A 24,067-nucleotide genomic window follows, 5' to 3' on the forward strand; every position below is an offset into this window, starting at 1 on the left:
TTGGCCGAGGAAAGGCGCCCGGCCGCAGGGTTTCGGGTTTCCAGCTAAAATTGGTGGCATTACCTTAGCTGGACTTACCCATGAAAATCGCTTTCCTCGCCGATCCGCTCACCGGTTTCAAGATCTACAAGGACTCGACCTTCGCCATGATGCGCGAAGCGGCGCGGCGCGGCCACGAAGTCTACGCCTTCCAGCAGCGCGACATGGCGCTGGAAGAAGGCATCGTTACAGCTGAAGTCGCGCGCATCCACCTGACCGGCGACCCCGATGTCTGGTACACGGCCGACCCGGCCGAGGAAATGCGCCTCTCGACCTTCGACGCCATCATCGAGCGCAAGGATCCGCCCTTCGACATGGAGTATGTCTACGGCACCTATCTGCTCGAGCTGGCGGAAAAGCAGGGCGCCCGCGTCTTCAACAGCCCGGCGGCGATCCGCGACCACAACGAAAAGCTGGCCATCGGCCAGTTTGCCGAATTCACCTCGCCGACCCTGGTGTCGTCGTCGGAGAAACGCCTGCGCGCCTTCCACGCCAGGCACGGCGACGTGATCTTCAAGCCGCTCGACGGCATGGGCGGCACCGGCATCTTCCGCGTGAAGGCCGATGCGATGAACCTGGGCGCGATCATCGAAACCCTGAGCGATAACGGAAAGCGCACCATTATGGTGCAAAAGTACATTCCCGAGATCGTGAAGGGCGATAAACGCATCCTGGTCATCGGCGGCAAGCCGGTGCCATTCGCCCTGGCGCGCATCCCGCAGGGCACCGAAGTGCGCGGCAACCTGGCCGCCGGCGGCATCGGCGTGGCCCAGCCGATCACCGAGCGCGACCGCCAGATCGCCGAGGCCCTGGGCCCGGTGCTGGCCGAGCGTGGCCTGTTGCTGGTAGGATTAGATGTGATCGGCGATTTCCTGACCGAAGTAAATGTCACCAGCCCCACCTGCTTCCAGGAGATCACCGACCAGACTGGTTTCGACGTGGCCGCGATGTTCATCGACGCGGTCGAACAGCAGGTGACTGAAAGATAATCATGGTAGGGATTTTGCTCCTGACCCACGCACCATTGGGACAGGCATTCATTGCGGCGGTTGCGCACGTGTTTCGCGGACCGACCGAGCGCTTCGAGGCCATCGACGTGGCGGCCGACGAAGACACGCGCGCCGTCAATTGCAAGGCGAAGGAAGCGATCGCGCGCCTGGACGACGGCGACGGCGTCCTGGTGATCACCGACATCAAGGGCGGCACGCCGTCGAACTGCTGCAATTCGCTGCACGATGCCGGCCACGTGGAAGTCATTGCCGGCATCAGTTTGCCGATGCTGCTGCGGGCGATCACCTACCGCCGCGACACGCTCGACGTGGTGGTGGAAATGGCGCTGGCGGGCGCCCAGAACGGCGCGGTGCGGGTGGATAACCGCATTCGCGTCGGTTCCTGAATTTTTTGTAGTAGACGAGGGCGCCAGGCGTCCTTCCGGCTTAGCGCAGTTCCGAACGCGGTTTGAAAAAAGATAAAACATGATTCAGCAAGAACTTGAAATCATCAACAAACTGGGCCTGCACGCCCGCGCATCCGCCAAATTCACCCAGCTGGCCGCGAAGTACAAAAGCGACGTCTGGCTCACCCGCAACGGCCGCCGCATCAACGCCAAGTCCATCATGGGCGTGATGATGCTGGCCGCCGGCAAGGGCGCGAAAGTGACCCTGGAAGCGGATGGCCCGGACGAAGCCGATGCGGTCACCGCCCTGACTGGCCTGATCAACGACAAATTCGGCGAAGGCGAATAAATGCCCGACGCTGGCCGCTACCGTTCGGGACCATCGATGGCTTCGTTCACGCTCCACGGCATTCCGGTTTCGCGCGGCATCTCGATCGGCCGCGCGCACCTGCTCACGCCTGCCGCGCTGGACGTCAAGCACTACCTGGTTCCGCAGGAGCAGGTCGAAGCGGAAGTGAAACGCCTGCAGGACGCGATCGCCGCCGTGCACCGCAACCTGCAGGAACTGTGGACCGATTTGCCGAAGGATGCGCCGACCGAACTGGGCGCCTTCATCGACGTGCACGCGCTGATCCTGTCCGACCCGCTGATCTCGGAAGCGCCGCTCGACATCATCCGCATGCGCCACTACAACGCCGAATGGGCGCTGGTGACGCAGATCGACGAGCTCTCGGCCCAGTTCGACGAGATCGAGGACGAGTACCTGCGCGAGCGCAAGCAGGACATCCAGCAGGTCGCCGAGCGCGTGCTGAAGGTCCTGATGGGCACGGCGCTCTCCGTGCCGCCGGTGCTGGCCGGCGACGACGATTACCACCCGCAGATGATCGTGGTCGCCCACGACATCTCGCCGGCCGACATGCTGGCCTTCCGCGACCGCTCCTTCATCGGCTTCGTCACCGACGTCGGCGGCCAGAACTCGCACACGGCGATCGTCGCGAGATCGCTCGACATCCCGGCGGCGGTCGGCATGAGCCAGGCCTCGCGCCTGGTCGAGCAGGACGACTGGATCATCATCGACGGCGACGCCGGCGTGGTGATCTGCAATCCGAGCCAGTTGGTGCTGGAGCAGTACCGCGCGCGCCAGGCCGCGCTGGTGAAGGCACGCAAGCGCCTGCTGAAACTCAAGAAGACCCCGGCGGTGACGAAGGACGGCACCGCGATCCGCCTGCTGGCGAATATCGAGCTGCCCGACGATTGCCCGCACGCGCTGGAGGCGGGCGCCAACGGAGTCGGCCTGTTCCGCTCCGAATTCCTGTTCATGGCGCGCGGCGCCGATGGCCTGAAGATCCCAAGCGAGGACGAGCAGTTCGAGCAGTACCGGCGCGCCGTGGTGGCCATGAAGGGCCGTCCGGTGACGATCCGCACGCTCGACGTGGGCGCCGACAAGCCGCTCGACCCGACCGAGCACACGGCGCTGAACCCGGCCCTGGGCCTGCGCGCGATCCGCTACTGCCTGGCCGAGCCCCAGCTGTTCCTGACCCAGCTGCGCGCGATCCTGCGTGCATCCGCTTTTGGGAAAGTGCGCATCCTGATTCCGATGCTGGCGCATGCCTTCGAGATCGACCAGACCCTGAGCATGATCGAGCAGGCCAAGGCCCAGCTGCGCGAGCAACACATCAAGTTCGACGAGGCGGTGGAAGTCGGCGCCATGATCGAGATTCCGGCCGCGGCCCTGGCGCTGCCGATGTTCGTCAAGCGCATGGACTTCCTGTCGATCGGCACCAACGATCTGATCCAGTACACGCTGGCGATCGACCGCGTCGACTACGAGGTCGCGCACCTGTACAACCCGCTGCATCCGGCGGTGCTGCAGCTGATCGGCATGACAATTGCCGCCGGCCAGAAAGCCGGCATCGACGTCGCTGTGTGCGGCGAGATGGCGGGCGACATCAAGCTGACGCGCCTGCTGCTCGGCATGGGCCTGCGCGAATTCTCGATGCACCCGGCCCAGCTGCTGTCGGTGAAGCAGGAAATCCTCGGCGCCGACCTGGCCCAGATCGCCCCGCGAATGCGACGCATCATGCGCTCGATGGAACCGAACGAGATCGCGGAAGCGGTCGAACAGCTCCAACTCATTTAGTACCAAGGCGGCCGTTAACGCCGCCAACACCACCAATCAAGAAAGTCTCATGGGATCCCTAGGAACCGTCTCTCCCCAGGCGATGCATTTCGCCGAGCCGCTGCGCCTGCAAAGCGGCGCCCAGCTCGGCGACTACACGCTGATGTATGAAACCTACGGCACGCTGAACGCCGAGCGTTCCAACGCGGTGCTGATCTGCCACGCGCTGAACGCCTCGCACCACGTGGCCGGCACCTACGCGGGCGAACCGAAAAGCGCCGGCTGGTGGGACAACATGGTGGGGCCGGGCAAACCGGTCGACACCGACCGCTTCTTTGTCATCGGCGTGAACAACCTCGGCTCCTGCTTCGGCTCGACCGGCCCGATGCACGCTAATCCGGCCACCGGCAAGCCCTATGGCGCGGCGTTCCCGCTGCTGACGGTGGAAGACTGGGTCGCGGCCCAGGCACGCCTGGCCGACCGCCTCGGCATCGACCAGTTCGCGGCCGTGATGGGCGGCTCGCTGGGCGGCATGCAGGCGCTGTCGTGGAGCATCCTGTTCCCCGCGCGCCTGCGCCACTGCATCGTGATCGCGTCCACGCCCAAGCTCTCGGCCCAGAACATCGCTTTCAACGACGTCGCGCGCCAGGCCATCCTGACCGACCCCGACTACCACGGCGGCGACTTCTACGAACACGGCGTGGTGCCGAAGAACGGCCTGAAGGTGGCGCGCATGGTCGGCCACATCACCTATTTGTCGAACGACGACATGGCGGAGAAGTTCGGTCGTAAACTCCGCAATGCGGCAGAGACGAACGACTACAAATTCGACTTCGGCATCGACTTCGAAATCGAATCCTACCTGCGCTACCAGGGCGACAAGTTCTCGGAATACTTCGACGCGAACACCTACCTCCTGATCACCAAGGCGCTCGACTACTTCGACCCGGCGCGCGAGCACGGCGGCGACCTGACGAAGGCGCTGTCGTCGACAAAGGCGCAGTTCCTGATCGCTTCCTTCACCACCGACTGGCGCTTCTCGCCCGAGCGCAGCCGCGAGATCGTCGAGGCCCTGATCTCGAACCGCCGCAAGGTGACCTACGCCGAGATCGACGCGCCGCACGGCCACGACGCCTTCCTGCTGGAAGACCCGCGCTACATGGGCGTGGTGCGGGCCTACTACGACCGCATCTGGGAAGAAGCCAAGGAGGGCGCATGAAATTCGAAGACTTGACCACCTTGCGCCCCGACCTGGCCTTCATCGCCGACTGGGTGGGTGAAGGTTCGCACGTGCTCGACGTCGGCTGCGGCGACGGCGCCATGCTGCGCTACCTGGAGACCGGCAAGCGCTGCACCGGCTACGGCATCGAGATCGCCGACGACAAGGTGCTCGAGAGCACGCGGCGCGGCATCAGCGTCATCCAGCACGACATGGAGCAGGGGCTGGATCTGTTCGGCGACAACGCCTTCGACACCGTGCTCTGCCTGTCCTCGCTGCAGATGATGCTGCACGTCGAGGCGCGCCTGCGCGACATCGTGCGCGTCGGTACCGAGGCCATCGTGTCGTTCCCGAACTTCGCCTACTGGCCGCACAGGGTGGCCTTGCTGAAGGGCCGCATGCCGGTGTCGCGCACGCTGCCTTACCAGTGGTTCGACACGCCGAACGTGCGCTATGCCACCATAGCCGACTTCAAGGAACTGGCCGAGGAGTGCGGGCTGGAGGTGCTGGAGTACGTGGCGCTGGCGGAGGGCAAGCCGGTGAGCTTCCTGCCGAATTTGCGCGGGAGCCTGGCGGTGTTCAGATTACGCAAAAAAGCCAGGCGCGCATAAAAGACCGACGCATCGAGCGGCGCCTGCGGCCTGAGCGGCGCCTGCGGCCTTCGTGTGGCCTGCGGCCATGATGAGGCTTGTGGCCTTCGTGCGGCCTTCGTGCGGCCTGCGGCCATGAGCGTACGGTGGGGGTTAAGAGGCCCCCGGCCTCTTAACCCCCACCGTACGGTTGAGGCCGCCATCTCCGGCAACGCCGCGTGATCCCAATGGTTGCATCGATCGGCGTCATGCCTCATCATGCCCGCGTTATCGTGCGTACCCCATCCGCGCATTTCTGCGACGATGCTGTTGACAAAAACAGCACGCCACTTATTGCCATGAAAAAACTCAAACACATCGCCCTCTGCACCGCCATGCTGGCCAGCCTCGGCACGGCCACGGTGCAGGCCCAGGAAAAAGTCGTCCAGGACGGCATCGCCGTCAAGCCGCTCTCGCGCGTACGCGTGCTGGTGCCGGAAGAGCAGATGAACGAGGCCGCCTCCCAGCAGTACCGCGAGATGCTGTCCCAGGCCCAGCAAAAGGGCGCCCTGGTCGCGTCGACCGATCCGCAAGTCAAACGCCTGCGCACCGTCGCCCAGCGCATCATCCCGCACACCCCGCGCTGGAACCAGTCGGCGAAGAACTGGCAGTGGGAAGTCAACCTGTTCAACTCGAATCAGGTGAACGCCTTCTGCATGCCGGGCGGGCGCATCGGCTTCTTCACCGGCATCATCGACCAGCTGAAGCTGAGCGACGACGAAATGGCCGCCATCATGGGCCACGAGATCGCCCACGCGCTGCGCGAGCACGGGCGCGAACGCACGGCCAAATCCGGCATCACCTCGCTGGTGGCGCGCGGCGCCGGTGCGCTCGGCTCGGCCATCTTCGGCATCGATCCGAGCATCACCAACACCGTCACCGGCCTGGTGGGGCAGGGCGTGGTGCTGAAATTCTCGCGCGACGAAGAACGCGAAGCCGACCTGGTCGGTCTCGACATCGCGGCGCGCGCCGGCTACGACCCGCGCGCCGGCATCGTCTTGTGGCGCAAGATGGCCATGCTGAACAAGGGCGCGCCGCCGGAATTCCTGTCGACCCACCCGGGCGGCGACACCCGCATCCGCGACATGGAAAACCACATGAACGTGCTGCTGCCGCTGTACGCGCGCGCCAAGGGCACGACGGTGAACAAGCTCCCGCCCTACCGGGCCAACGTCGCGCTGAAGTAATCCATGGGCCGCCAGGCAGAAGCCAATGCGTATGTGCCGCTGCCGGTCCGCAACGGCGTCGCACCCAGCTACTTGTGGCTGACCGAAACGCGCGCCGGCGGCATGCTGCGCTTCCTGGGCGAGCGCTTCCCGGACGTGTCGGTGGAATCGTGGGCGGCTCGTTTGCAACGCGGCGAAGTCGTCGATGCGCAGGGCAAGCCTTTGGCACCGGACAGCCATGTCCGCCAGGGCATGCGCATCTGGTATTACCGCGAGCTCGACGAGCTTGAAACGCCGATCCCGTTCAAGGAACGCATCCTGTTCCAGGATGCGCATCTGCTCATCGTCGACAAACCGCACTTCCTGCCGATGATCCCGACCGGCCGCTTCCTGCACGAGACCTTGTTGGTGCGGCTGAAAGCCCAGCTGGAACTGCCGCACCTGGTGCCGATCCACCGCCTCGACCGCGAAACGGCCGGCGTGGTGATCTTTTCGCACAACCCGGACACGCGCGGCACCTACCAGTCGATGTTCCAGAAGCGGGTGGTGAAGAAGGTGTACGAAGCGCTGGCCGGACCGATCGAGGGGCGTGCGTTCCCCTTCACCTACCGCAGCCGCATGCAGGATGCGGAGCAGTTTTTTGTCAGCGAAGAAGTGCCCGGCGAGCCGAATTCGGAAACGGTGGTGGAGATGATCGAGCGCCGTGGTGATGTGGTGCGCTACCGCCTGCATCCGCACACGGGGCGCAAGCACCAGCTGCGGCTGCATCTGTCGTCATTGGGTGCCCCAATCCTGAACGACGCCTTCTATCCGGTGGCGCTGCCCTGCAAGGGCGACGACTTCAGCGCGCCGCTGCAACTGCTGGCGCGCGCGATCAGTTTCGAGGATCCGCTGACGGGAGAGACGCGCAGGTTCGAAAGCGAACGCTTGCTTGACTGGCCCGCGTAAGACTTCTGGCCGAATTGTTTGATAGGTAGGGTGGGCGCCCCGTGCCCACGCGTTAAGCATGCGTCATGCGAACGTCACGCGTGGGCACAGGGCGCCCACCCTACGTTATTGAAGCTAACTTACAACTTGTAGTCGATGATCAGCGGCGCGTGGTCCGAGAAGCGCTCGTCCTTGTACACCGACACCGCATGCGCCGTGGACGCGATGCCCGGCGTCGCCACATGGTAGTCGATGCGCCAGCCCACGTTGTTCGCCCAGGCTTGTCCCCGGTTGCTCCACCACGTGTAGTCGGCCGCTTCCGGCGCCACCACGCGGTGCACGTCCACCAGGCCGAGTTCGTCGAAGATGCGCGTCATCCAGGCGCGTTCTTCCGGCAGGAAGCCCGAGTTCTTCTGGTTGCTCTTCCAGTTCTTCAGGTCGATTTCCTTGTGCGCGATGTTCCAGTCGCCGCAGATCACGACTTCGCGGCCTTCCGCCTTCAGCTGCTGCAGATGCGGCAGGAAGACTTCCATGAAGCGGAACTTGGCCAGCTGGCGCTCGGGCGAGGACGAACCCGACGGCGCGTACAGCGAGATCACGGTCAGGTTGCCGAAATCGCAGCGGGTGTAGCGGCCCTCGGCGTCGAATTCCGGGCAGCCGAAGCCGATCAGCTTGGCGTCGGGTACGCTGCGGCTATACACGCCGGTGCCCGAGTAACCCTTCTTTTCGGCGTAGTGGAAGTGGCCGTGGTAACCGTGCGGCTTGAACAGCTCCTCGGTCATGTCGGCTTCCTGGCATTTCAGCTCCTGCACGCAGATAAAGTCGGCGTCCTGCTTGGCCAGCCAGGTGAAAAAACCCTTCTTGTGGGCTGAACGGATCCCGTTCAAATTGGCGGAAATAATTCGTGGCATTGGTAGAGAAATAAGGAAAGACGGAGGAGTGTGACGCTGCCGCAACGTATGCGGGTCAATAGTGTAACGTGTTTTTACAGTGCCGGAAATGCACAGGGGCAATCTGTTAGACTGCTACGCATGCGAAGTATCCTGCTGCATCCCACCTCTGTTCCGGTTCGACTGGAGTCCGATTTGCCGATCATTCCCGCTGAAACGCCGCAAGGCGCTTCCGGCGAGCGCACCCATGGCGTGCACTTCTACGACAACGATGCCGTCCTGCTCGACGAAGCCGCCGACTTTGTCGACGCGGCCCTGCGCGCCGGCGGTACCGGCCTCGTGATCGCCACTCCCGAACACGTGGCCGAGTTGCGCCGGCGCCTGGCCGGTTTCGGCAGCGCCGAAGGCGGCGCCTGCTGGTATCCGGGCAGCCTGGTGGTGCTCGACGCCGAGGCCACGCTGGCCGCCTTCATGGCCGATGGCCAGCCCGACCCGCAACGCTTCCGCGCCGCCGTCGGACCGGCGCTGACAAGCGCGATCGCCGCCGGCGGCCCGCTGCATGTGTTTGCCGAGATGGTGGCGCTGCTGTCCGCGCGCGGCAACTACAAGGCCGCCATGCGCCTCGAGCAGCTCTGGACCGCGCTCGGCGACGAATACCATTTTTCGCTGTTCCACGCCATACCGACGGACGTGGCGGCATCCGGCGACAGCTTTACCCACAAGCCGGTGCGCGAGGAGGGGGGTGCCGCCACGCGCGTACACCACGAACAGCGCGCGCGCCAGCTCGAAGCCGAGATCGCGCGCCGCAAGGAAGCCGAGCAGACCCTGCGCCGGCGCGAAAAGGAATTCGCCGACTTCGTCGAGAACGCCGCCGAGGGCCTGCACCGCGTGGCCGGCGACGGCACCATCCTGTGGGCCAACCGCGCCGAGCTGCAAATGCTCGGCTACAGCTGGGAAGAATACGTCGGCCGCCACATCGCCGACTTCCACGTCGATGCGCCCGTCATCGAGCACATCCTCACCACGCTCTCGACCGGCGGCACCCTGTACGACCAGCCGGCGCGCCTGCGCTGCAAGGACGGCTCGATCAAGCACGTGGTGATCCATTCGAACGGCTACTTCGAGGATGGCCAGCTGCGCTACACGCGCTGCTTCACGCGCGACGCCACCGAGCGCCACCAGCGCGACGCGGCCCTGGCCCAGCGCGACCGCATGCTGCTCAACGCGCCGGTCGCCACCGCGCTGCTGACCGGGCCGCAGCTGCGCTTCCGCCTGGCCAATCGCCGCTTCTGCGAACTGGTCGGCCGCAGCGACCTGGAGGCGCAGGCCTTTGGCGACGCCTTCCCGCACTGGCAGGGCAGCGCCATGGCCGTGTTGATCGAACAGGTTTACCGCAGCGGCCAGCCGGTGGCGGAACAGGAACTGTGCGTGATGCTGGCGCGCGCCGACGGCGGCGTCGACGAACGCTTCCTGCGCCTTAGCCTCGAGCCCCTGACCGACGTCCAAAGTGGCAGCGCGGGCGACGAGCAGGGCGTGATCCTGGTCGCGGCCGACGTCACCGAACAGGTGCACAGCCGGCGCAGCCTGGAGCGCGCCCACGCCGAGCGCGAGGGGCTGCTGGAAGAGCTGACGGCGGCGAACCGCACCAAGGACGAATTCCTGGCCATGCTCGGCCACGAGCTGCGCAACCCGCTGTCGCCGATCGTCACCGCGCTGCAGCTGATGCGCATGCGCGGCGAATCGGCCGCGTTGCGCGAGCGCGAGATCATCGAGCGCCAGGTCGAGCACCTGGTGCGCCTGGTCGACGACCTGCTCGACGTGGCGCGCGCCACGCGCGGCCAGATCGAGCTCAAGTTCGAGCAGGTCGACGTCTCGGTCCCAGTGAACAAGGCGGTCGAGATGGCCAGCCCCTTGCTGGCCCAGCGCGGCCACCGCCTCGCGGTCGAGATCGAACCCGGCATCCTGTGGGAGGGCGATGCGATGCGCCTGGCCCAGGTGGTGTCGAACCTGCTGACGAATGCCGCGCGCTACACCGAGCCGGGCGGCGAGGTGAAGCTGCAGGCGCGCCGCGGCAATCCCGGCTGGCTGCGCATCGGCGTGGCCGACAACGGCATCGGCCTGGCGCCGGAGATGCTGGAGCAGGTGTTCGGCCTGTTCTTCCAGGGCAAACGCAGCGTCGACCGCATCGAGGGCGGGCTCGGCATCGGGCTGGCGCTGGTGCGCAATATCGTCGAACTGCACGGCGGCGAAGTCGAGGCCCACAGTGCCGGGCTGGGGCAGGGCAGCGAGTTCGTGGTCTGCCTGCCCTTGAAGAGCGGCGGCGCAGCCCTCGACGCCGCCGAGCCGGCCGAGGAGCCGGCGCCCGCGGCGGGCGGCCAGCGCATCATGGTGGTCGACGACAACGTCGATGCGGCCGACCTGCTCGGCCAGCTGTTGACGGCGCATGGGCACCGGGTCGCGGTGTTCCACGATCCGGCCGCCGCGCTGGAGGCGGCGCCGCGCCTGCGCCCCGACCTCGCGGTGCTCGACATCGGCCTGCCGGGCATGGACGGCTACGAGCTGGCCACGCGCCTGCGCAGCGTGCTGGGAACCCACCCCTGCCGCCTGGTGGCGCTGTCCGGCTACGGGCAGGAGGGCGACCGCCTGCGCAGCGAGCAGGCCGGTTTCGCGCAGCACCTGGTCAAGCCGATCGGCCCGGAACAGGTGGCGCAACTGGCCACCCTGCCTTGATGCTGCGTAGGGTGGTCGGCTCCCCCCGGAAAAGCGGCGCATACGCAAAGCATGCGCCGCCCACGCGTTCAACCCACGCCTCCCGGCCCGCTACCAAAGCCAGCACCCCCGCCACAGATTACAATACCGCTTTTCGCATACAGGGAGAACAGCGTGAGCAATCTGCGCCAGGAGTTTATTGCGTTTTCGGTCGAGACCGAAGTCCTTCGATTCGGTGAGTTTACGACCAAGGCCGGGCGCCTCTCGCCTTATTTCTTCAACGCCGGCCTGTTCCACGACGGCGCCACCCTGGGCCGCCTGGCCCGCTTCTACGCCCAGACCCTGCTGGCCTCGGGCGTCGAATTCGACATGCTGTTCGGTCCGGCCTACAAGGGCATCACCCTGGCCTCGGCCACCGCCGTGGCGCTGGCCGCAGAGGGCCGCAACACCGCCTTCGCCTACAACCGCAAGGAAGCCAAGGACCACGGCGAAGGCGGCACCATCGTCGGCGCCAGGCTGGCCGGCAAGGTCGTGATCGTCGACGACGTGATCTCGGCCGGCACCTCGGTGCGCGAATCGGTCGACATGATCCGCGCCGCCGGCGCCGAACCGGCCGCCGTGCTGATCGCGCTCGACCGCATGGAGCGCTCAGGCAAGGACGGCGCGCTGTCCGAGCACTCGGCGGTACAGCAGGTGGCCCAGGAGTTCGGCATTCCGGTGATTTCGATCGCCAACCTGGACGATCTGTTCAGCTACCTGTCGAACGAAGCGGCGGGGCTTGAGCTCGGCGCGCACAAGGACGCTGTGGCGGCCTACCGCACGCGTTACGGAGTCTGAAGCACTGCTTTATCGGTAACTGGGCAGTAAACAGGAGGGACGGCTTTATGCACGTCCCTTTTTTTTTGCTTATTTACATTGAGAAAATATTATTCCGATGAATGATAAAAAGTGTTGCTCAACGAATATAATTGATTGTTGTCCTGTTATTAACGGCGACGACGACAACAATCGCCCGGCCACCGGGCTCCTATTCGAGAGAAAAACATGTTTTCAACAATGAAGCGGATCCTTCCATTCATGGCCATCGTCGGCGCCATGGTCTTGACCAGCGGCTGCGCCGTCAACCGCGCCACCGCCAGCCTGAGCCCGGGCGCGGACCTGTCGAAAGTCAAGACCGCCTATGTGGTCAAGCACGACAAGGACAAGAACAACGTCAATCAACTCATCAAGACCAAGCTCGAAAAGCAGGGTTATGTCGTGACCACCGGCCCGGAAATGCCGGCGCCATATGCCACGGATATGTCGGTGACCTATGTCGATAAATGGATGTGGGATATCACGATGTACATGATCGAATTGACGGTGAATTTCCGCGATCCGAAAACGAATTTCCCGATCGCCACCGGTAATTCCCTGCACACCTCGCTGACCCGCAAATCGCCGGAAGAAATGGTCGAGGAAGTCCTCACGAATATCCAGGCATCGCCGAAGAAATAAACCACCCACTTTACAAGGTCGAATATGAACAAGAATATGCTTAGCCTGGTACGCCGTGTCTTCCTGCTGCCGGCTGTCGTGGCCGTCGCCACCCTGACCGGTTGCGCTTCCCAGATCACCAACCAGGAACTGACGCCGGCGCCGGTCGCCGTCGCCAAGCAGCATGCCGGCTCGGTCACCGTGACGGCGCTGCCGGCGCCGAATGCCGACGCAGCCGCAGCCGCGGCCGACATGGCCGAGCTGCGCACGGCGGTCAGCAATGCCATCACCGCTTCCAGGGCATTTGCCGAGGTCAAGGGCAATGGCGGCGACTACCAGCTGACGGTGCAGGTATTCAGCGTGAATTCGCCGGCCTTTGGCATCTCGATGACCTCGAAGGTCGAAATGGGCTGGACCCTGAAGCGTGCCGATACCGGCGCCGTGGTGTGGCAGCAGTCGATCAACACCGAGCACACCACCGGCGGCGGCGAAGCCTTTGTCGGCGCCGAGCGCGTGAAGATGTCGATTGCCGGTGCGATCAAGAAGAACATCGCGCAAGGTGTCGAGCGGATCGGCGCGGCAGCGTTCTGATGGCCTGACATCTGCCAGACGAAAAAAAAACCGGAGCATGCTCCGGTTTTTTTTATGCGTTCAAGAAAAGCCTCAACCCGCCAGCTTCTTCTTCAGCAGCTCGGTCACCTGGGCCGGATTCGCCTTGCCCTTCGAGGCCTTCATGGCCTGGCCGATCAGCGCATTGATCGCCGCTTCCTTGCCGGCGCGGTACTGCTCGACCGACTTGGCATTCGCCGCCAGCACTTCGTCGACGATGGCTTCCAGCGCGCCCGTGTCGGAGATCTGCTTCAAACCCTTTTGCTCGATCACGGTGTCGGCCAGGTGCTCGTCGGTCGACTTGGCTTCCCACATCGCCGCGAACACTTCCTTGGCCGCCTTGTTCGAGATGGTGCCGTCGGCGATGCGCTTGACCAGCAGGGCCAGCTGCGAGGCTTCCACCGGCGAAGCGGTGATCTCGACGCCTTCGCGGTTCAGCGTCGACGCCACGTCGCCCATCATCCAGTTGGCGATGACCTTGGCGTTTTCCTTGCCGGCTTTCGCCACCACGGCTTCGTAGTAGTTGGCCATGCCCTGCGAGGCGGTCAGGATCAGGGCGTCGTATTCCGGCAGGCCGTAGTCGCCGGTGAAGCGTGCGCGCATCGCGGCCGGCAGTTCCGGCATGTCGGCGCGGACGCGCTCGATCCAGTCTTCCGAGATGGTCAAAGGCGGCAGGTCCGGATCGGGGAAGTAGCGGTAATCCTGCGCATCTTCCTTCGAGCGCATGGCGCGGGTTTCCTTCTTGTCCGGGTCCCACAGGCGGGTGGCCTGCTGGACCTTGCCGCCGTCTTCGATCAGCTCGATCTGGCGCCGCACCTCGTAGTGGATCGCCTCTTCCATGAAGCGGAAGGAGTTCAGGTTCTTGATCTCGCAGCGGGTGCCGAATTCCTTCTGGCCGACGGGACGCACGGAGACGTTGACGTCGCAGCGGAAGGAACCTTCCTGCATGTTGCCGTCGCAAACGCCCAGCCACATCACCAGGCCGTGCAGGGCTTTCGCGTAGGCGACGGCTTCGGCGGCGCTGCGCATTTCCGGCTCGGAGACGATTTCCAGCAGCGGCGTGCCGGCGCGGTTCAGGTCGATGCCGGTCATGCCGGCGTAGTCTTCGTGCAGCGACTTGCCGGCGTCTTCTTCCAGGTGGGCGCGGGTCAGGTTGACGGTCTTCGTCTCCAGCTTGCCATCCTTCTCGTAGCCGAAGGTGATCGTGCCGCCCTGGACCACCGGGTCCTCGAACTGGCTGATCTGGTAGCCCTTCGGCAGGTCGGGGTAGAAGTAGTTCTTGCGCGCGAAGACCGAGTGCGGCGCGATCTTCGCGCCGACCGCCAGGCCGAAGCGGATGGCGCGTTCGACGGCGCCCTTGTTCATCACGGGCAGCACGCCCGGCAGGGCCAGGTCCACGGGACTGGCCTGCGTGTTCGGCTCGGCGCCGAACTGGATCGCGCTGCCGCTGAAGATTTTCGAGTTGGTCGTGAGCTGGACGTGGTTCTCAAGACCGATGACGACTTCCCATTGCATGGTGTTCTCTCTTTGTATTCGTTGTGCCAGTGCCGGTTGAACGCGTGGACGGCGGAGCCGTCCACCCTACGCGATGCCGCAGCGGCACGTATCGGTTGTCCGTTAGACGCCTTCGGGGGCGCGTTGGTGCCAGTCGGTGACTTGCTGGTACTGGTGCGCGATGTTCAGCAGCTTGGCTTCGGCAAAGTAGTTGCCGATGATTTGCAGGCCGACCGGGCGCTTGGCGTTCTTTTCGCCGCTGCCGAAACCGCAAGGGATCGACATGCCCGGCAGGCCGGCCAGGCTGGTCGACAGCGTGTAGATGTCGGCCAGGTAGTTGGCGACCGGGTCGTTGGTCTTGTCGCCCAGGTCCCAGGCCACCGTCGGCGCCACCGGGCCCATGATCACGTCGCACTTCTCAAGCAAGGCGGCCTGGAAGTCGTCGGCGATCAGGCGGCGGATCTTTTGCGCCTGGACGTAGTAGGCGTCGTAGTAGCCGTGGCAGAGCACATAGGTGCCGACCATGATGCGGCGCTGGACTTCGCGGCCGAAGCCTTCGGCGCGCGTTTTCTTGTACATGTCCTGCAGATCCTTGTACTCGCTGGCGCGGTGGCCGTAGCGCACGCCGTCGAAGCGCGACAGGTTCGACGAAGCCTCGGCCGGGGCGATGATGTAGTAGGTCGGGATCGACAGCGACGTCTTCGGCAGCGAGATGTCGACCAGGGTCGCGCCCAGCTTGACGAACTGTTCGAGGGCCGCGCGGACAGCCTGTTCCACATCCGAGGCCAGGCCTTCGCCGAAGTATTCGCTCGGCACGCCGATGCGCAGGCCGGTGAGCGGCTGGTTCAGTTCGCGCGTGAAGTCCTCGTGCAGGTTGCCTTGCTCGGGCGTGAGACTGGTCGAGTCGCGCACGTCGTGGCCGACCATGTCGTTCAGCAGCAGGGCGCAGTCTTCGGCGGTCTGGGCGATCGGGCCGCCCTGGTCGAGCGAGGAAGCAAAGGCGATCATGCCGAAGCGCGACACGCGGCCGTAGGTCGGCTTGATGCCGGTGACGCCGCAGAAGGCGGCCGGCTGGCGGATCGAGCCGCCGGTGTCGGTGGCGGTCGCGGCCGGCGCCAGGCGCGCGGCGATCGCGGCGGCCGAGCCGCCCGAGGAGCCGCCCGGCACCGCGTTCCCGTCCCAGGGGTTCTTCACCGGGGAGAAGGCCGAGTTCTCGTTCGACGAGCCCATCGCGAATTCGTCGAGGTTCACCTTGCCCAGCGTGACCATGCCGGCATTGTTGAAGCGCTCGACCACGGTGGCGTCGAAGGGGCTGACGTAGTTGGCCAGCATCTTCGAGCCGGCAGTCGTGCGCCAGCCGCGCGTGACGAAGATATCCTTGTGGGCGATCGGCACGCCGGTCAGCGGGCCGGCCGTGCCTTCGGCGAGGCGCACGTCGGCGGCGGCGGCCTGGGCCAGCGACAGCTCCGGATCGATGTGCAGGAAGGCGTTGTGCCCGCTTGCCTCGATGCGCGACAGGTAGTGGCGGGTCAGCTCGGTGCTCGAGATCTGCTTCGCGTGCAGCAGCGCCGACAGCTCTTTGATAGTCTTGTTATGCATATGCGTGTTCTGTTCGTGGAAGCGGAAGGGAATGCCGGATTACTCGATCACCTTCGGCACCAGGTACAAGCCGTCCTGGGCCTTCGGGGCCGGCGCCTGGTAGGCGTCGCGGCGGTTGTCTTCCGTGACCACGTCTTCGCGCAGGCGCAGCGGCAGGGCCAGGATGGCGGCCAGCGGGTGGGCCAGCGGCGCGACGCCGGTGGTGTCGACCGCCTGCATCTGTTCGGCCAGGGCGAAGATGCCGTTCAGCTCGGACAGCGCGGTCTCGGCGTGGGCATCGTCCATATCGAGCTGGGCCAGATTGGCGATCCGTTTTACGTCTGAAAGAGTCAGGGACATGGCAAAGGGCGCGGCCGGGGCCGCGTTCAAAGTGTGGTTGGGCGAATAACGATATGGCGGCACGCGATGTTGAACAGCGTGCTACGGTCGATAAAACCTTGCTAATACCGTCGATCTCGCTTCGGGAACCAGGGGGTAAAACCACCTGTTTTCAGCGTTTAATCGGTAAATTATAAGGTAGAATGGCGGGCTAATGCGTGGTCGGCGCCGAATGAGCGCGGCCCAACGCGTATACCAAGACCGCCGGGCGCTGGCAGGGCCGACGCGGCAAGAACACTCCCGATTAATTGTTAGGCGCGGTTAACGCGCATCAGGACACACATGTTTGGTTCTTTACGCAGTTACTTCTCGAACGACCTGGCCATCGACCTGGGCACCGCCAATACGCTGATCTATGTGCGCGGCCAGGGCATCGTGCTGGACGAACCGTCGGTCGTGGCGATCCGCCAGCAGGGCGGCCCGAACGGCAAGAAAACGATCCAGGCGGTCGGCAAGAAGGCCAAGCAGATGCTGGGCAAGGTGCCGGGCAACATCGAAGCGATCCGCCCGATGAAGGACGGCGTCATCGCCGACTTCACCGTCACCGAAGAGATGCTCAAGCAGTTCATCCGCATGGTGCACGATTCGAAGTTCTTCCGCCCGTCGCCGCGCATCATCATCTGCGTGCCTTGCGGTTCGACCCAGGTCGAGCGCCGCGCGATCCGCGAATCGGCGCTCGGCGCCGGCGCCTCGCAGGTCTACCTGATCGAAGAGCCGATGGCCGCCGCGATCGGCGCCGGCCTGCCGGTCTCGGACGCCACCGGCTCGATGGTGGTCGACATCGGCGGCGGCACCACCGAAGTGGGCATCATCTCGCTGGGCGGCATGGTGTATAAAGGTTCGGTGCGCGTGGGCGGCGACAAGTTCGACGAAGCCATCGTCAACTACATCCGCCGCAACTACGGCATGCTGATCGGCGAACAGACCGCCGAGGCGATCAAGAAGGCCATCGGTTCGGCCTTCCCGGGCTCGGAAGTCAAGGAAATGGAAGTCAAGGGCCGCAACCTGTCCGAAGGCATCCCGCGTGCCTTCACGATTTCGTCGAACGAGATCCTGGAAGCGCTGACCGACCCGCTGAACAACATCGTCTCGGCCGTCAAGAACGCGCTCGAACAGACCCCGCCGGAACTGGGCGCCGACATCGCCGAGAAGGGCATGATGCTGACCGGCGGCGGCGCGCTGCTGCGCGACCTCGACCGCCTGCTGATGGAAGAGACCGGCCTGCCGGTGCTGGTGGCCGAAGACCCGCTGACCTGCGTGGTGCGCGGCTCGGGCATGGCGCTGGAGCACAACGACAAGCTGGGTTCGATCTTCTCGTACGAGTAAGGCAACCGCAGCGGCCGCGAAAGTGGTCAACAGCACGCGTGGGCAGGCGGACGGCGTAACAGTCGGGCGCCTGCCCACGCGGCTATCCGGGCCCGGCCCGTCTTAATCGAAAGTCATGGAATACAGTCCTCCGCCGCTTTTCAAACAAGGCGCTCCCGCGCGGGTCAAGGTCACCGTGTTCGCGCTGTTGTCGATCGTGCTGCTGGTGGTCGATGCGCGCATGCACCTGCTCGGCGCCGCGCGCCAGGTGGCCGCCACCGTGCTCTACCCGCTGCAGATGGCCGCGCTGATGCCGCGCGACGCCCTGTACGGCATGGGCGATTATTTTTCCTCGATCGCCAGCCTGCAAAAGGAAGTCGTGGCGCTCAAGAGTCAGCAGGTGGCCCAGGCCCAGGCCATGCAGCAGGCCCAGCTCCAGATGGCCGAGAACGCCCATTTGCGGCGCCTGCTCGATGCGAAGGAACACCTGCCGGTGCAAGCCATGATGGGCGAGATCCTGTACGACGCACGCGACCCGTCGACGCGCCGCATCGTGCTCGACCGCGGCACGCGCAACGGCGTGCAGCTCGGCCTGCCGGTGATCGACAACCTTGGGGTGGTCGGCCAGGTCACCCGCGTTTTCCCGTTCACGTCCGAAGTCACGCTCCTGACCGACAAGGACCAGGCGATTCCCGTGCAGGTGCTGCGCTCGGGCCTGCGCAGCGTGGCCTATGGCCGCGGCCACTCCGGCATGCTCGATTTGCGCTTCGTGGCGCCGAACGCCGATATCCAGGTTGGCGACGTGTTGATCACCTCGGGCCTGGACGGCATGTATCCGGCCGGCCTGGCCGTGGCCAAGGTGGTGCAGGTGGAAAGCGTGGCGGCCGGCGCCTTCGGGCGCGTGGTCTGCCAGCCGCTGGCCGGCATCGACCGCAACCGCCAGCTGCTGATCGTGATGTCGCAGGCCGCGCGCGAGCCGCGCCCGGCCGACGTGCCGCACGTGCCGGCCCAGGGCGGGGCGCGCCGCAACCTGCCGAAGATGGACCCGGTGCCGCTGCCGCCGCTGCCCGCCACCCCGCTGCCGGCCCAGGCGCCGGCGGCGGCCAATCCGAACGCAACGGCAGGCCTGCCGCAGGTGCCGGGCGTCGCCACGCCGAACGCGGGTAATACGGGCACGGCGCCGGCCGCCGGCGCGGCCGGGCGCCCCGCCGCAACGGCGCCTGGGGCGGCCCAGCGTCCGGCCACGGCGCCAGCCAGGGCACCGGCCACTGCGCCGGCCACTGCGCCCGCAGCGCAGGGCGCGGCCCGCTCCGGCGCCGCACCCGCCGTCAACCGGCCAGCCCAGCCGGCCACCCAGAAGGAGGGCGCGTAAATGCCAGCCAACCGTCCCCATTACATCCTGCTGCCGGTCAGCCCGCTGTTCATCGCCTTCAGCCTGACCTGCGCCTTCATGCTCAACCTGCTGCCCTGGGGCAGCTGGATCGGCGCGCCCGATTTCGTGGCGCTGGTGCTGGTCTTCTGGGGCATCCACCAGCCGCGCAAGGTCGGCATCGGCGTCGCCTTCTGCATGGGCCTCCTGATGGACGTCCACGATGCCTCGCTGCTGGGCGAAAACGCGCTGGCCTACACGCTGCTGTCCTACGTGGCGATCATGATCCACCGCCGCGTGCTGTGGTTCCCGGTGCTGACCCAGGCCCTGCACGTATTCCCGCTGCTGCTGCTGGCCCAGGCGATCCAGTCGCTGGTGCACGTGTTCGCCACCGGCCGCTTCGGCGGCTGGCTGCACTTCGTCGAAAGCGCCGTGGCCGTGGCCCTGTGGCCGGTGATCTCCTGGCTGCTGCTGGCGCCGCAGCGCCGCGCCGTCGACCGGGACCATACCCGCCCGATCTGAGTTTGGCTAGATGACTGAAATCAAAGATAGCGACCGCGAGATCCACCAGTTCCGCATGCGCATGACCGCGCTGGCGGTGCTGGTGTTCGTCTGCTTCGGCCTGCTGGTAGCGCGCCTGGTCTGGCTGCAGGTGATCCACCATGACCGCTACATGGCCCAGGCCGAGGACAACCGCATCGCGCTGGTGCCGATCGTGCCGAACCGCGGCCTGATCGTCGACCGCAACGGCGTGGTCCTGGCGCAGAACTATTCGGCCTACACGCTCGAGATCACGCCCTCGAAACTGCAGGCCAGCCTGGACTCTGTGATCGACGAGCTGGCCAAGGTCGTCAGCATCGAACCCAAGGACCGCAAGCGCTTCAGGCGCCTGCTGGAAGAGTCGCGCAGCTTTGCCAGCGTGCCGCTGCGCACCCGCCTGACCGACGACGAGGTGGCGCGCTTCACCGCCCAGCGTTTCCGCTTCCCCGGTGTCGAGGTGCAGGCGCGCCTGTTCCGCCAGTACCCGCTGGGCGAAGTCGCCTCGCACGTGGTCGGCTACATCGGCCGCATCAACGCCAAGGAAGCGGCGGAACTGGAAGAGGGCGACGACGCCGCCAACTACAACGGCACCGACCACATCGGCAAGGAAGGTCTGGAGAAGAAGTACGAGCGCTACCTGCACGGCACCACCGGCTACGAGGAAGTCGAGCGTTCGGCCGGCGGCCGCGCGATCCGCACGCTGTCGCGCCGCCCGCCGGTGCCGGGCTCGAACCTGATCCTCTCGATCGACATCGAGCTGCAAAAGGTGGTCGAGGAGGCCTTCGGCGACCAGCGCGGCGCCTTTGTCGCCATCGAACCGGAAACCGGCGACGTGCTGGCCTATGTCTCGCGCCCGGGCTTCGACCCCAACCTGTTCGTCGACGGCATCGACAGCCAGAGCTGGAACGAGCTGAATACCTCGCTCGACCGGCCGCTGATGAACCGCCCGCTGTCGGGCACCTATCCGCCCGGCTCGACCTTCAAGCCCTTCATGTCGCTGGCCGCGCTGGAACTCGGTTTCCGCCGCCCGGAGCAGGGCATCCGCGACGCCGGCTTCTTCATGCTCGGCGGGCACCGCTTCAACGACGACAAGCCGGGCGGCCACGGGTATGTGGACATGTACCGCTCGATCGTCGAGTCCTGCGATACCTATTACTACCAGCTCGGCAACGAGATGGGCATCGATAACATCTCCAGGTTCATGGCGCCGTTCGGCTTCGGCGCGCCCACCGGGATCGACCTGGAGCACGAGAAGAAAGGCGTGCTGCCCTCGAAGGAATGGAAGGCGGACCGCTTCAAGCGCAGCCGCGCGGCCCAGAAGTGGGTCGGCGGCGACACCATCTCGATCTCGATCGGCCAGGGCTTCAACAACTACACCATGATCCAGCTGGCGCACGCGGTGGCCAACCTGGCCAACAACGGCGTCGTGATGAAACCGCACCTGGTGAAACTGATCGAGGACGGTGCCACGCGCGAGCGCACGCTGACCACGCCGAAGGAAAGCCGGCGCATCCCGCTGAAGCAGGAAAACATCGACTTCATCAAGCGCGCCATGGTCGGCGTGACCCAGGAATCCTACGGCACCGGCCGCCGCGCATTCGCGAATGCCGGCTATATCTCGGGCGGCAAGACCGGCACCGCGCAGGTGATCGGCCTGAAGGGCGGCAAGTACAACGCCCACGCCATCGACGAACGGCACCGCGACAACGCGCTGTACACGGCATTTGCGCCGGCCGACCAGCCGAAGATCGCGATCGCCCTGGTGGTCGAGAACGCCGGCTTCGGCGCGGCCTCGGCGGCGCCGATCGCGCGCAAGGCGCTCGACTACTATTTGCTCGGCAAGCGCCCGACGCCGCCTGCGCCGCCGGCCGGCGCACCGGCGGCCGGCGCTCCGGTGACGGCTGCGGCCAAGCCGGCAGCGGCGCCGGCAAGCGCGCCGGCAGCAGCGCCGGCCAGGCCGGCCGTGATCGCCGCCGCGCCGGCAGCGGCCGCCACCATCAAGGAATGACATGGCCTATTATCCCGAGCGGCGCTCGCTGAGCCGCCGCCTGAAACCGTATTTCACCGTCTTCGACTGGCCGCTGGCGCTCGTGCTGTTCATGCTGCTCACCACCAGCGTGATCACCATGTCCTCGGCCGGCCACGAATTCCCGGGCCGGGTCGAGGCGCAGATGCGCAACTTCCTGCTCGCCTTCGTCGTCATGTGGATGGCGGCCCTGGTGCCGCCGCAGACGTTGATGCGCCTGGCCGTGCCGGTGTACACCTTCGGCGTGGCGCTGCTGGTCGCGGTGGCGGTGTTCGGCATCATCAAGAAGGGTTCGCGGCGCTGGCTGCACGTGGGCGTGGACATCCAGCCGTCGGAGATCATGAAGATCGCCACGCCCTTGATGATCGCCTGGTATTTCCAGCAAAGGGCCAGGCTGGGCGACTGGAAGTCCTTCGTCGTGGCGGCGGTACTGCTGATCATTCCGTTCACGCTGATCGCGCGCCAGCCCGACCTCGGCACGGCGCTGCTGGTCGGCGCCTCCGGTTTCTACGTGATCTTCCTGGCCGGACTGTCCTGGAAGATGCTGGTCGGCCTCGCGCTGGCGGGCGCGGCCAGTTTGCCGGTGGCCTGGTCGATGCTGCACGATTACCAGCGCGAGCGGGTGATGACGCTGATCGACCCGACCTCGGACCCGCTCGGCAAGGGCTTCCACATCATCCAGTCGGTGATCGCGATCGGCTCCGGCGGCATGACCGGCAAGGGCTACCACCAGGGCACCCAGGGCCAGCTCGAATTCGTGCCGGAACAAACTACCGATTTCCTGTTCTCGGTCTATTCGGAAGAATTTGGACTTGTCGGCAACCTATTTCTTTTGGTAATTTACCTGCTGCTGATCGGCCGCGGCATGATGATTGCGGCCAACGCCCCGAATTTGTTCTCCCGGCTGCTGGCCGGCGCGATCACGATGATCTTCTTTACGTATGCCTTTGTGAACATGGGCATGGTGAGCGGGATCCTGCCCGTGGTCGGGGTTCCGCTGCCTTTCATGAGCTATGGCGGAACGGCGTTCATTACCCTGGGGCTCGGCGCTGGTATATTGATGAGCATACAAAGGCACCGCAAGCTGGTGCAGACCTAAGGAGAAAGAATGGCGCGCATGACCGCTCAGAGATCTCTCCCAGTGGTCATCGCGTTGGCAGCGTTGATGACCGGCTGCGGGACGACCGAGGGAAACAAGACTCTGGTCCCGTTACCGTGGAAGCACAAGGTCACCAAGCCGGGGGCGATCAACCCCAAGCTGCCGCCGGCCAACTCCGGCCGCGGCGGCTACTACAAGGACGACGGCCCCGGTACCGACATCCCGGACGGCCTGGAATTCACCCCCGACGCCGTGGTCAAGGCCGAGCCCTACGCCAAGTGGGCGAACCGGCCGTATTCCGTGTTCGGCCAGAGCTATACCCCGCTCCTGAACGAGGAGCCCTTCGTCCAGAAGGGCGTGGCCAGCTGGTATGGCGTGAAGTTCCACGGCCAGAAGACCTCCTCGGGCGAACCCTACGACATGTACAAGATGACGGCGGCCCACCCGACGCTGCCGATTCCTTCCTACGCGCGCATCACCCACGTGGCCACCGGCCGCTCGGTGGTGGTGCGCATCAACGACCGCGGGCCTTTCCACGCCAGCCGCGTGGTCGACGTGTCCTACACCGCCGCGCTGAAACTGGGCCTGCTGGGCAAGGGCAGCCACGAAGTCGAGATCGAGCGCCTGTTCCCGGGCGACGAGATTCGCCTGGCGTCGGAACGGCGCGCCGCCACTTCGGCGGCGCAGGCCGCCGTGCCCGCTGCCGATGTGCCGCCGGAGATTGCGGCGCTGATGCTGGAAGACCGCATGCAGTCCGACAGCGCGGCCGTGGCGCAGGCCTTGCCGGCGGTGGCGGCAGCAGCCAAGGCGGGCAAGGCCTCCGGCCAGTTCTACCTGCAGCTCGGGTCCTTCAGCCAGGCCGACAAGGCCCAGGAAATGGGCCGCCTGCTGGCCGACGCCGGGCTGGCGCTGGGCGACATCGAAGTGGTGCCGAGCGGGTCGGTGAACCGGTTGTATGGCGGGCCGTTCGAGAGCCGCGCGGCGGCGCAGGAAGCGGCGCGCGGCTTGCCGTCGGGTCTCGGGATCAAGCCGATCGTGGTGAAGCGGTAAAGGATAGGGGCGGGGGGGGGGGGGGAGG

Annotated in this window: 22 protein-coding genes; 18 read left to right on the plus strand and 4 right to left on the minus strand. The window is 65.6% G+C overall.

What is annotated here, in order from left to right; genetic code table 11:
• Positions 1-80 precede the first annotated feature (80 nt).
• From gshB to QPK31_RS21060, 8 genes are all read left to right on the plus strand, one after another.
• Entirely contained in the window at positions 81-1,028 is a 948-nt protein-coding gene (gene gshB / locus QPK31_RS21025) for a glutathione synthase (protein ID WP_290424839.1), read from the plus strand.
• A gap of 2 nt (positions 1,029-1,030) precedes the next feature.
• Positions 1,031-1,435 carry a PTS sugar transporter subunit IIA gene (locus tag QPK31_RS21030; RefSeq protein ID WP_229438214.1) on the plus strand — a complete coding sequence of 135 codons (405 nt, stop codon included), beginning with the start codon at positions 1,031-1,033 and terminating at the stop codon, positions 1,433-1,435.
• A gap of 79 nt (positions 1,436-1,514) precedes the next feature.
• On the plus strand, positions 1,515-1,784 hold the full coding sequence (locus QPK31_RS21035; RefSeq protein WP_290424840.1) for an HPr family phosphocarrier protein: 270 nt from the start codon (positions 1,515-1,517) through the stop codon (positions 1,782-1,784).
• Positions 1,785-1,820: 36 nt separating this feature from the next.
• Positions 1,821-3,575 (plus strand): phosphoenolpyruvate--protein phosphotransferase, encoded by a 1,755-nt coding sequence (ptsP, locus tag QPK31_RS21040; RefSeq protein WP_290424980.1) that lies wholly within the window; start codon positions 1,821-1,823, stop codon positions 3,573-3,575.
• Positions 3,576-3,624: 49 nt separating this feature from the next.
• Positions 3,625-4,773: a homoserine O-acetyltransferase gene (locus QPK31_RS21045; RefSeq protein WP_290424841.1), complete on the plus strand. Its 1,149-nt coding sequence runs from the start codon at positions 3,625-3,627 to the stop codon at positions 4,771-4,773.
• Entirely contained in the window at positions 4,770-5,384 is a 615-nt protein-coding gene (gene metW, locus QPK31_RS21050) for a methionine biosynthesis protein MetW (protein ID WP_290424842.1), read from the plus strand. The genes QPK31_RS21045 and metW overlap by 4 nt, the downstream gene beginning before the upstream one ends.
• 317 nt (positions 5,385-5,701) lie before the next feature.
• Positions 5,702-6,589 (plus strand): M48 family metallopeptidase, encoded by an 888-nt coding sequence (locus QPK31_RS21055; protein ID WP_290424843.1) that lies wholly within the window; start codon positions 5,702-5,704, stop codon positions 6,587-6,589.
• A gap of 3 nt (positions 6,590-6,592) precedes the next feature.
• On the plus strand, positions 6,593-7,516 hold the full coding sequence (locus QPK31_RS21060; RefSeq protein WP_290424844.1) for a pseudouridine synthase: 924 nt from the start codon (positions 6,593-6,595) through the stop codon (positions 7,514-7,516).
• 119 nt (positions 7,517-7,635) lie between these two features.
• On the opposite strand, the gene QPK31_RS21065 is transcribed toward QPK31_RS21060, so the two are convergent.
• Positions 7,636-8,406 (minus strand): exodeoxyribonuclease III, encoded by a 771-nt coding sequence (locus QPK31_RS21065; protein ID WP_290424845.1) that lies wholly within the window; start codon positions 8,404-8,406, stop codon positions 7,636-7,638.
• Between the two features lie 174 nt (positions 8,407-8,580).
• On the opposite strand from QPK31_RS21065, the gene QPK31_RS21070 reads away from it, so the two are divergent.
• From QPK31_RS21070 to QPK31_RS21085, 4 genes are all read left to right on the plus strand, one after another.
• A complete protein-coding gene (locus QPK31_RS21070; RefSeq protein WP_290424846.1) occupies positions 8,581-11,115 on the plus strand; it encodes an ATP-binding protein in 2,535 nt (844 codons plus the stop codon).
• A 153-nt stretch (positions 11,116-11,268) separates the two neighbouring features.
• A complete protein-coding gene (gene pyrE / locus QPK31_RS21075; RefSeq protein ID WP_290424847.1) occupies positions 11,269-11,931 on the plus strand; it encodes an orotate phosphoribosyltransferase in 663 nt (220 codons plus the stop codon).
• 219 nt (positions 11,932-12,150) lie between these two features.
• Entirely contained in the window at positions 12,151-12,591 is a 441-nt protein-coding gene (locus tag QPK31_RS21080) for a hypothetical protein (protein WP_290424848.1), read from the plus strand.
• Positions 12,592-12,615: 24 nt separating this feature from the next.
• Entirely contained in the window at positions 12,616-13,161 is a 546-nt protein-coding gene (locus QPK31_RS21085; protein WP_290424849.1) for a hypothetical protein, read from the plus strand.
• A 72-nt stretch (positions 13,162-13,233) separates the two neighbouring features.
• On the opposite strand, the gene gatB is transcribed toward QPK31_RS21085, so the two are convergent.
• The 3 genes from gatB to gatC all read right to left on the minus strand — a co-directional run bounded on the left by gatB (position 13,234) and on the right by gatC (position 16,611).
• Complete coding sequence (gene gatB, locus QPK31_RS21090; protein WP_290424981.1) at positions 13,234-14,712, minus strand: Asp-tRNA(Asn)/Glu-tRNA(Gln) amidotransferase subunit GatB; 1,479 nt, start codon at positions 14,710-14,712, stop codon at positions 13,234-13,236.
• Positions 14,713-14,796: 84 nt separating this feature from the next.
• On the minus strand, positions 14,797-16,272 hold the full coding sequence (gene gatA, locus QPK31_RS21095) for an Asp-tRNA(Asn)/Glu-tRNA(Gln) amidotransferase subunit GatA (RefSeq protein WP_290424850.1): 1,476 nt from the start codon (positions 16,270-16,272) through the stop codon (positions 14,797-14,799).
• Positions 16,273-16,311: 39 nt separating this feature from the next.
• Positions 16,312-16,611 carry an Asp-tRNA(Asn)/Glu-tRNA(Gln) amidotransferase subunit GatC gene (gene gatC / locus QPK31_RS21100; RefSeq protein ID WP_290424851.1) on the minus strand — a complete coding sequence of 100 codons (300 nt, stop codon included), beginning with the start codon at positions 16,609-16,611 and terminating at the stop codon, positions 16,312-16,314.
• Between the two features lie 321 nt (positions 16,612-16,932).
• Here gatC and QPK31_RS21105 point away from each other — a divergent pair, with 321 nt between their 5' ends.
• From QPK31_RS21105 to QPK31_RS21130, 6 genes are all read left to right on the plus strand, one after another.
• Positions 16,933-17,976 (plus strand): rod shape-determining protein, encoded by a 1,044-nt coding sequence (locus QPK31_RS21105; RefSeq protein WP_056338938.1) that lies wholly within the window; start codon positions 16,933-16,935, stop codon positions 17,974-17,976.
• Between the two features lie 115 nt (positions 17,977-18,091).
• Positions 18,092-19,327 carry a rod shape-determining protein MreC gene (gene mreC, locus QPK31_RS21110; RefSeq protein ID WP_290424852.1) on the plus strand — a complete coding sequence of 412 codons (1,236 nt, stop codon included), beginning with the start codon at positions 18,092-18,094 and terminating at the stop codon, positions 19,325-19,327.
• Positions 19,328-19,846 (plus strand): rod shape-determining protein MreD, encoded by a 519-nt coding sequence (gene mreD, locus QPK31_RS21115; protein ID WP_290424853.1) that lies wholly within the window; start codon positions 19,328-19,330, stop codon positions 19,844-19,846. It abuts the gene before it with no gap.
• Between the two features lie 10 nt (positions 19,847-19,856).
• Entirely contained in the window at positions 19,857-21,872 is a 2,016-nt protein-coding gene (gene mrdA / locus QPK31_RS21120) for a penicillin-binding protein 2 (RefSeq protein WP_290424854.1), read from the plus strand.
• Between the two features lies 1 nt (position 21,873).
• On the plus strand, positions 21,874-22,989 hold the full coding sequence (gene rodA, locus QPK31_RS21125; RefSeq protein ID WP_290424855.1) for a rod shape-determining protein RodA: 1,116 nt from the start codon (positions 21,874-21,876) through the stop codon (positions 22,987-22,989).
• Between the two features lie 18 nt (positions 22,990-23,007).
• Positions 23,008-24,039 carry a septal ring lytic transglycosylase RlpA family protein gene (locus tag QPK31_RS21130; RefSeq protein WP_290424856.1) on the plus strand — a complete coding sequence of 344 codons (1,032 nt, stop codon included), beginning with the start codon at positions 23,008-23,010 and terminating at the stop codon, positions 24,037-24,039.
• The last annotated feature ends 28 nt before the right edge of the window (positions 24,040-24,067 follow it).

This window comes from Massilia sp. YIM B02769 (genome assembly GCF_030411995.1).
GTDB lineage: Bacteria > Pseudomonadota > Gammaproteobacteria > Burkholderiales > Burkholderiaceae_D > Telluria.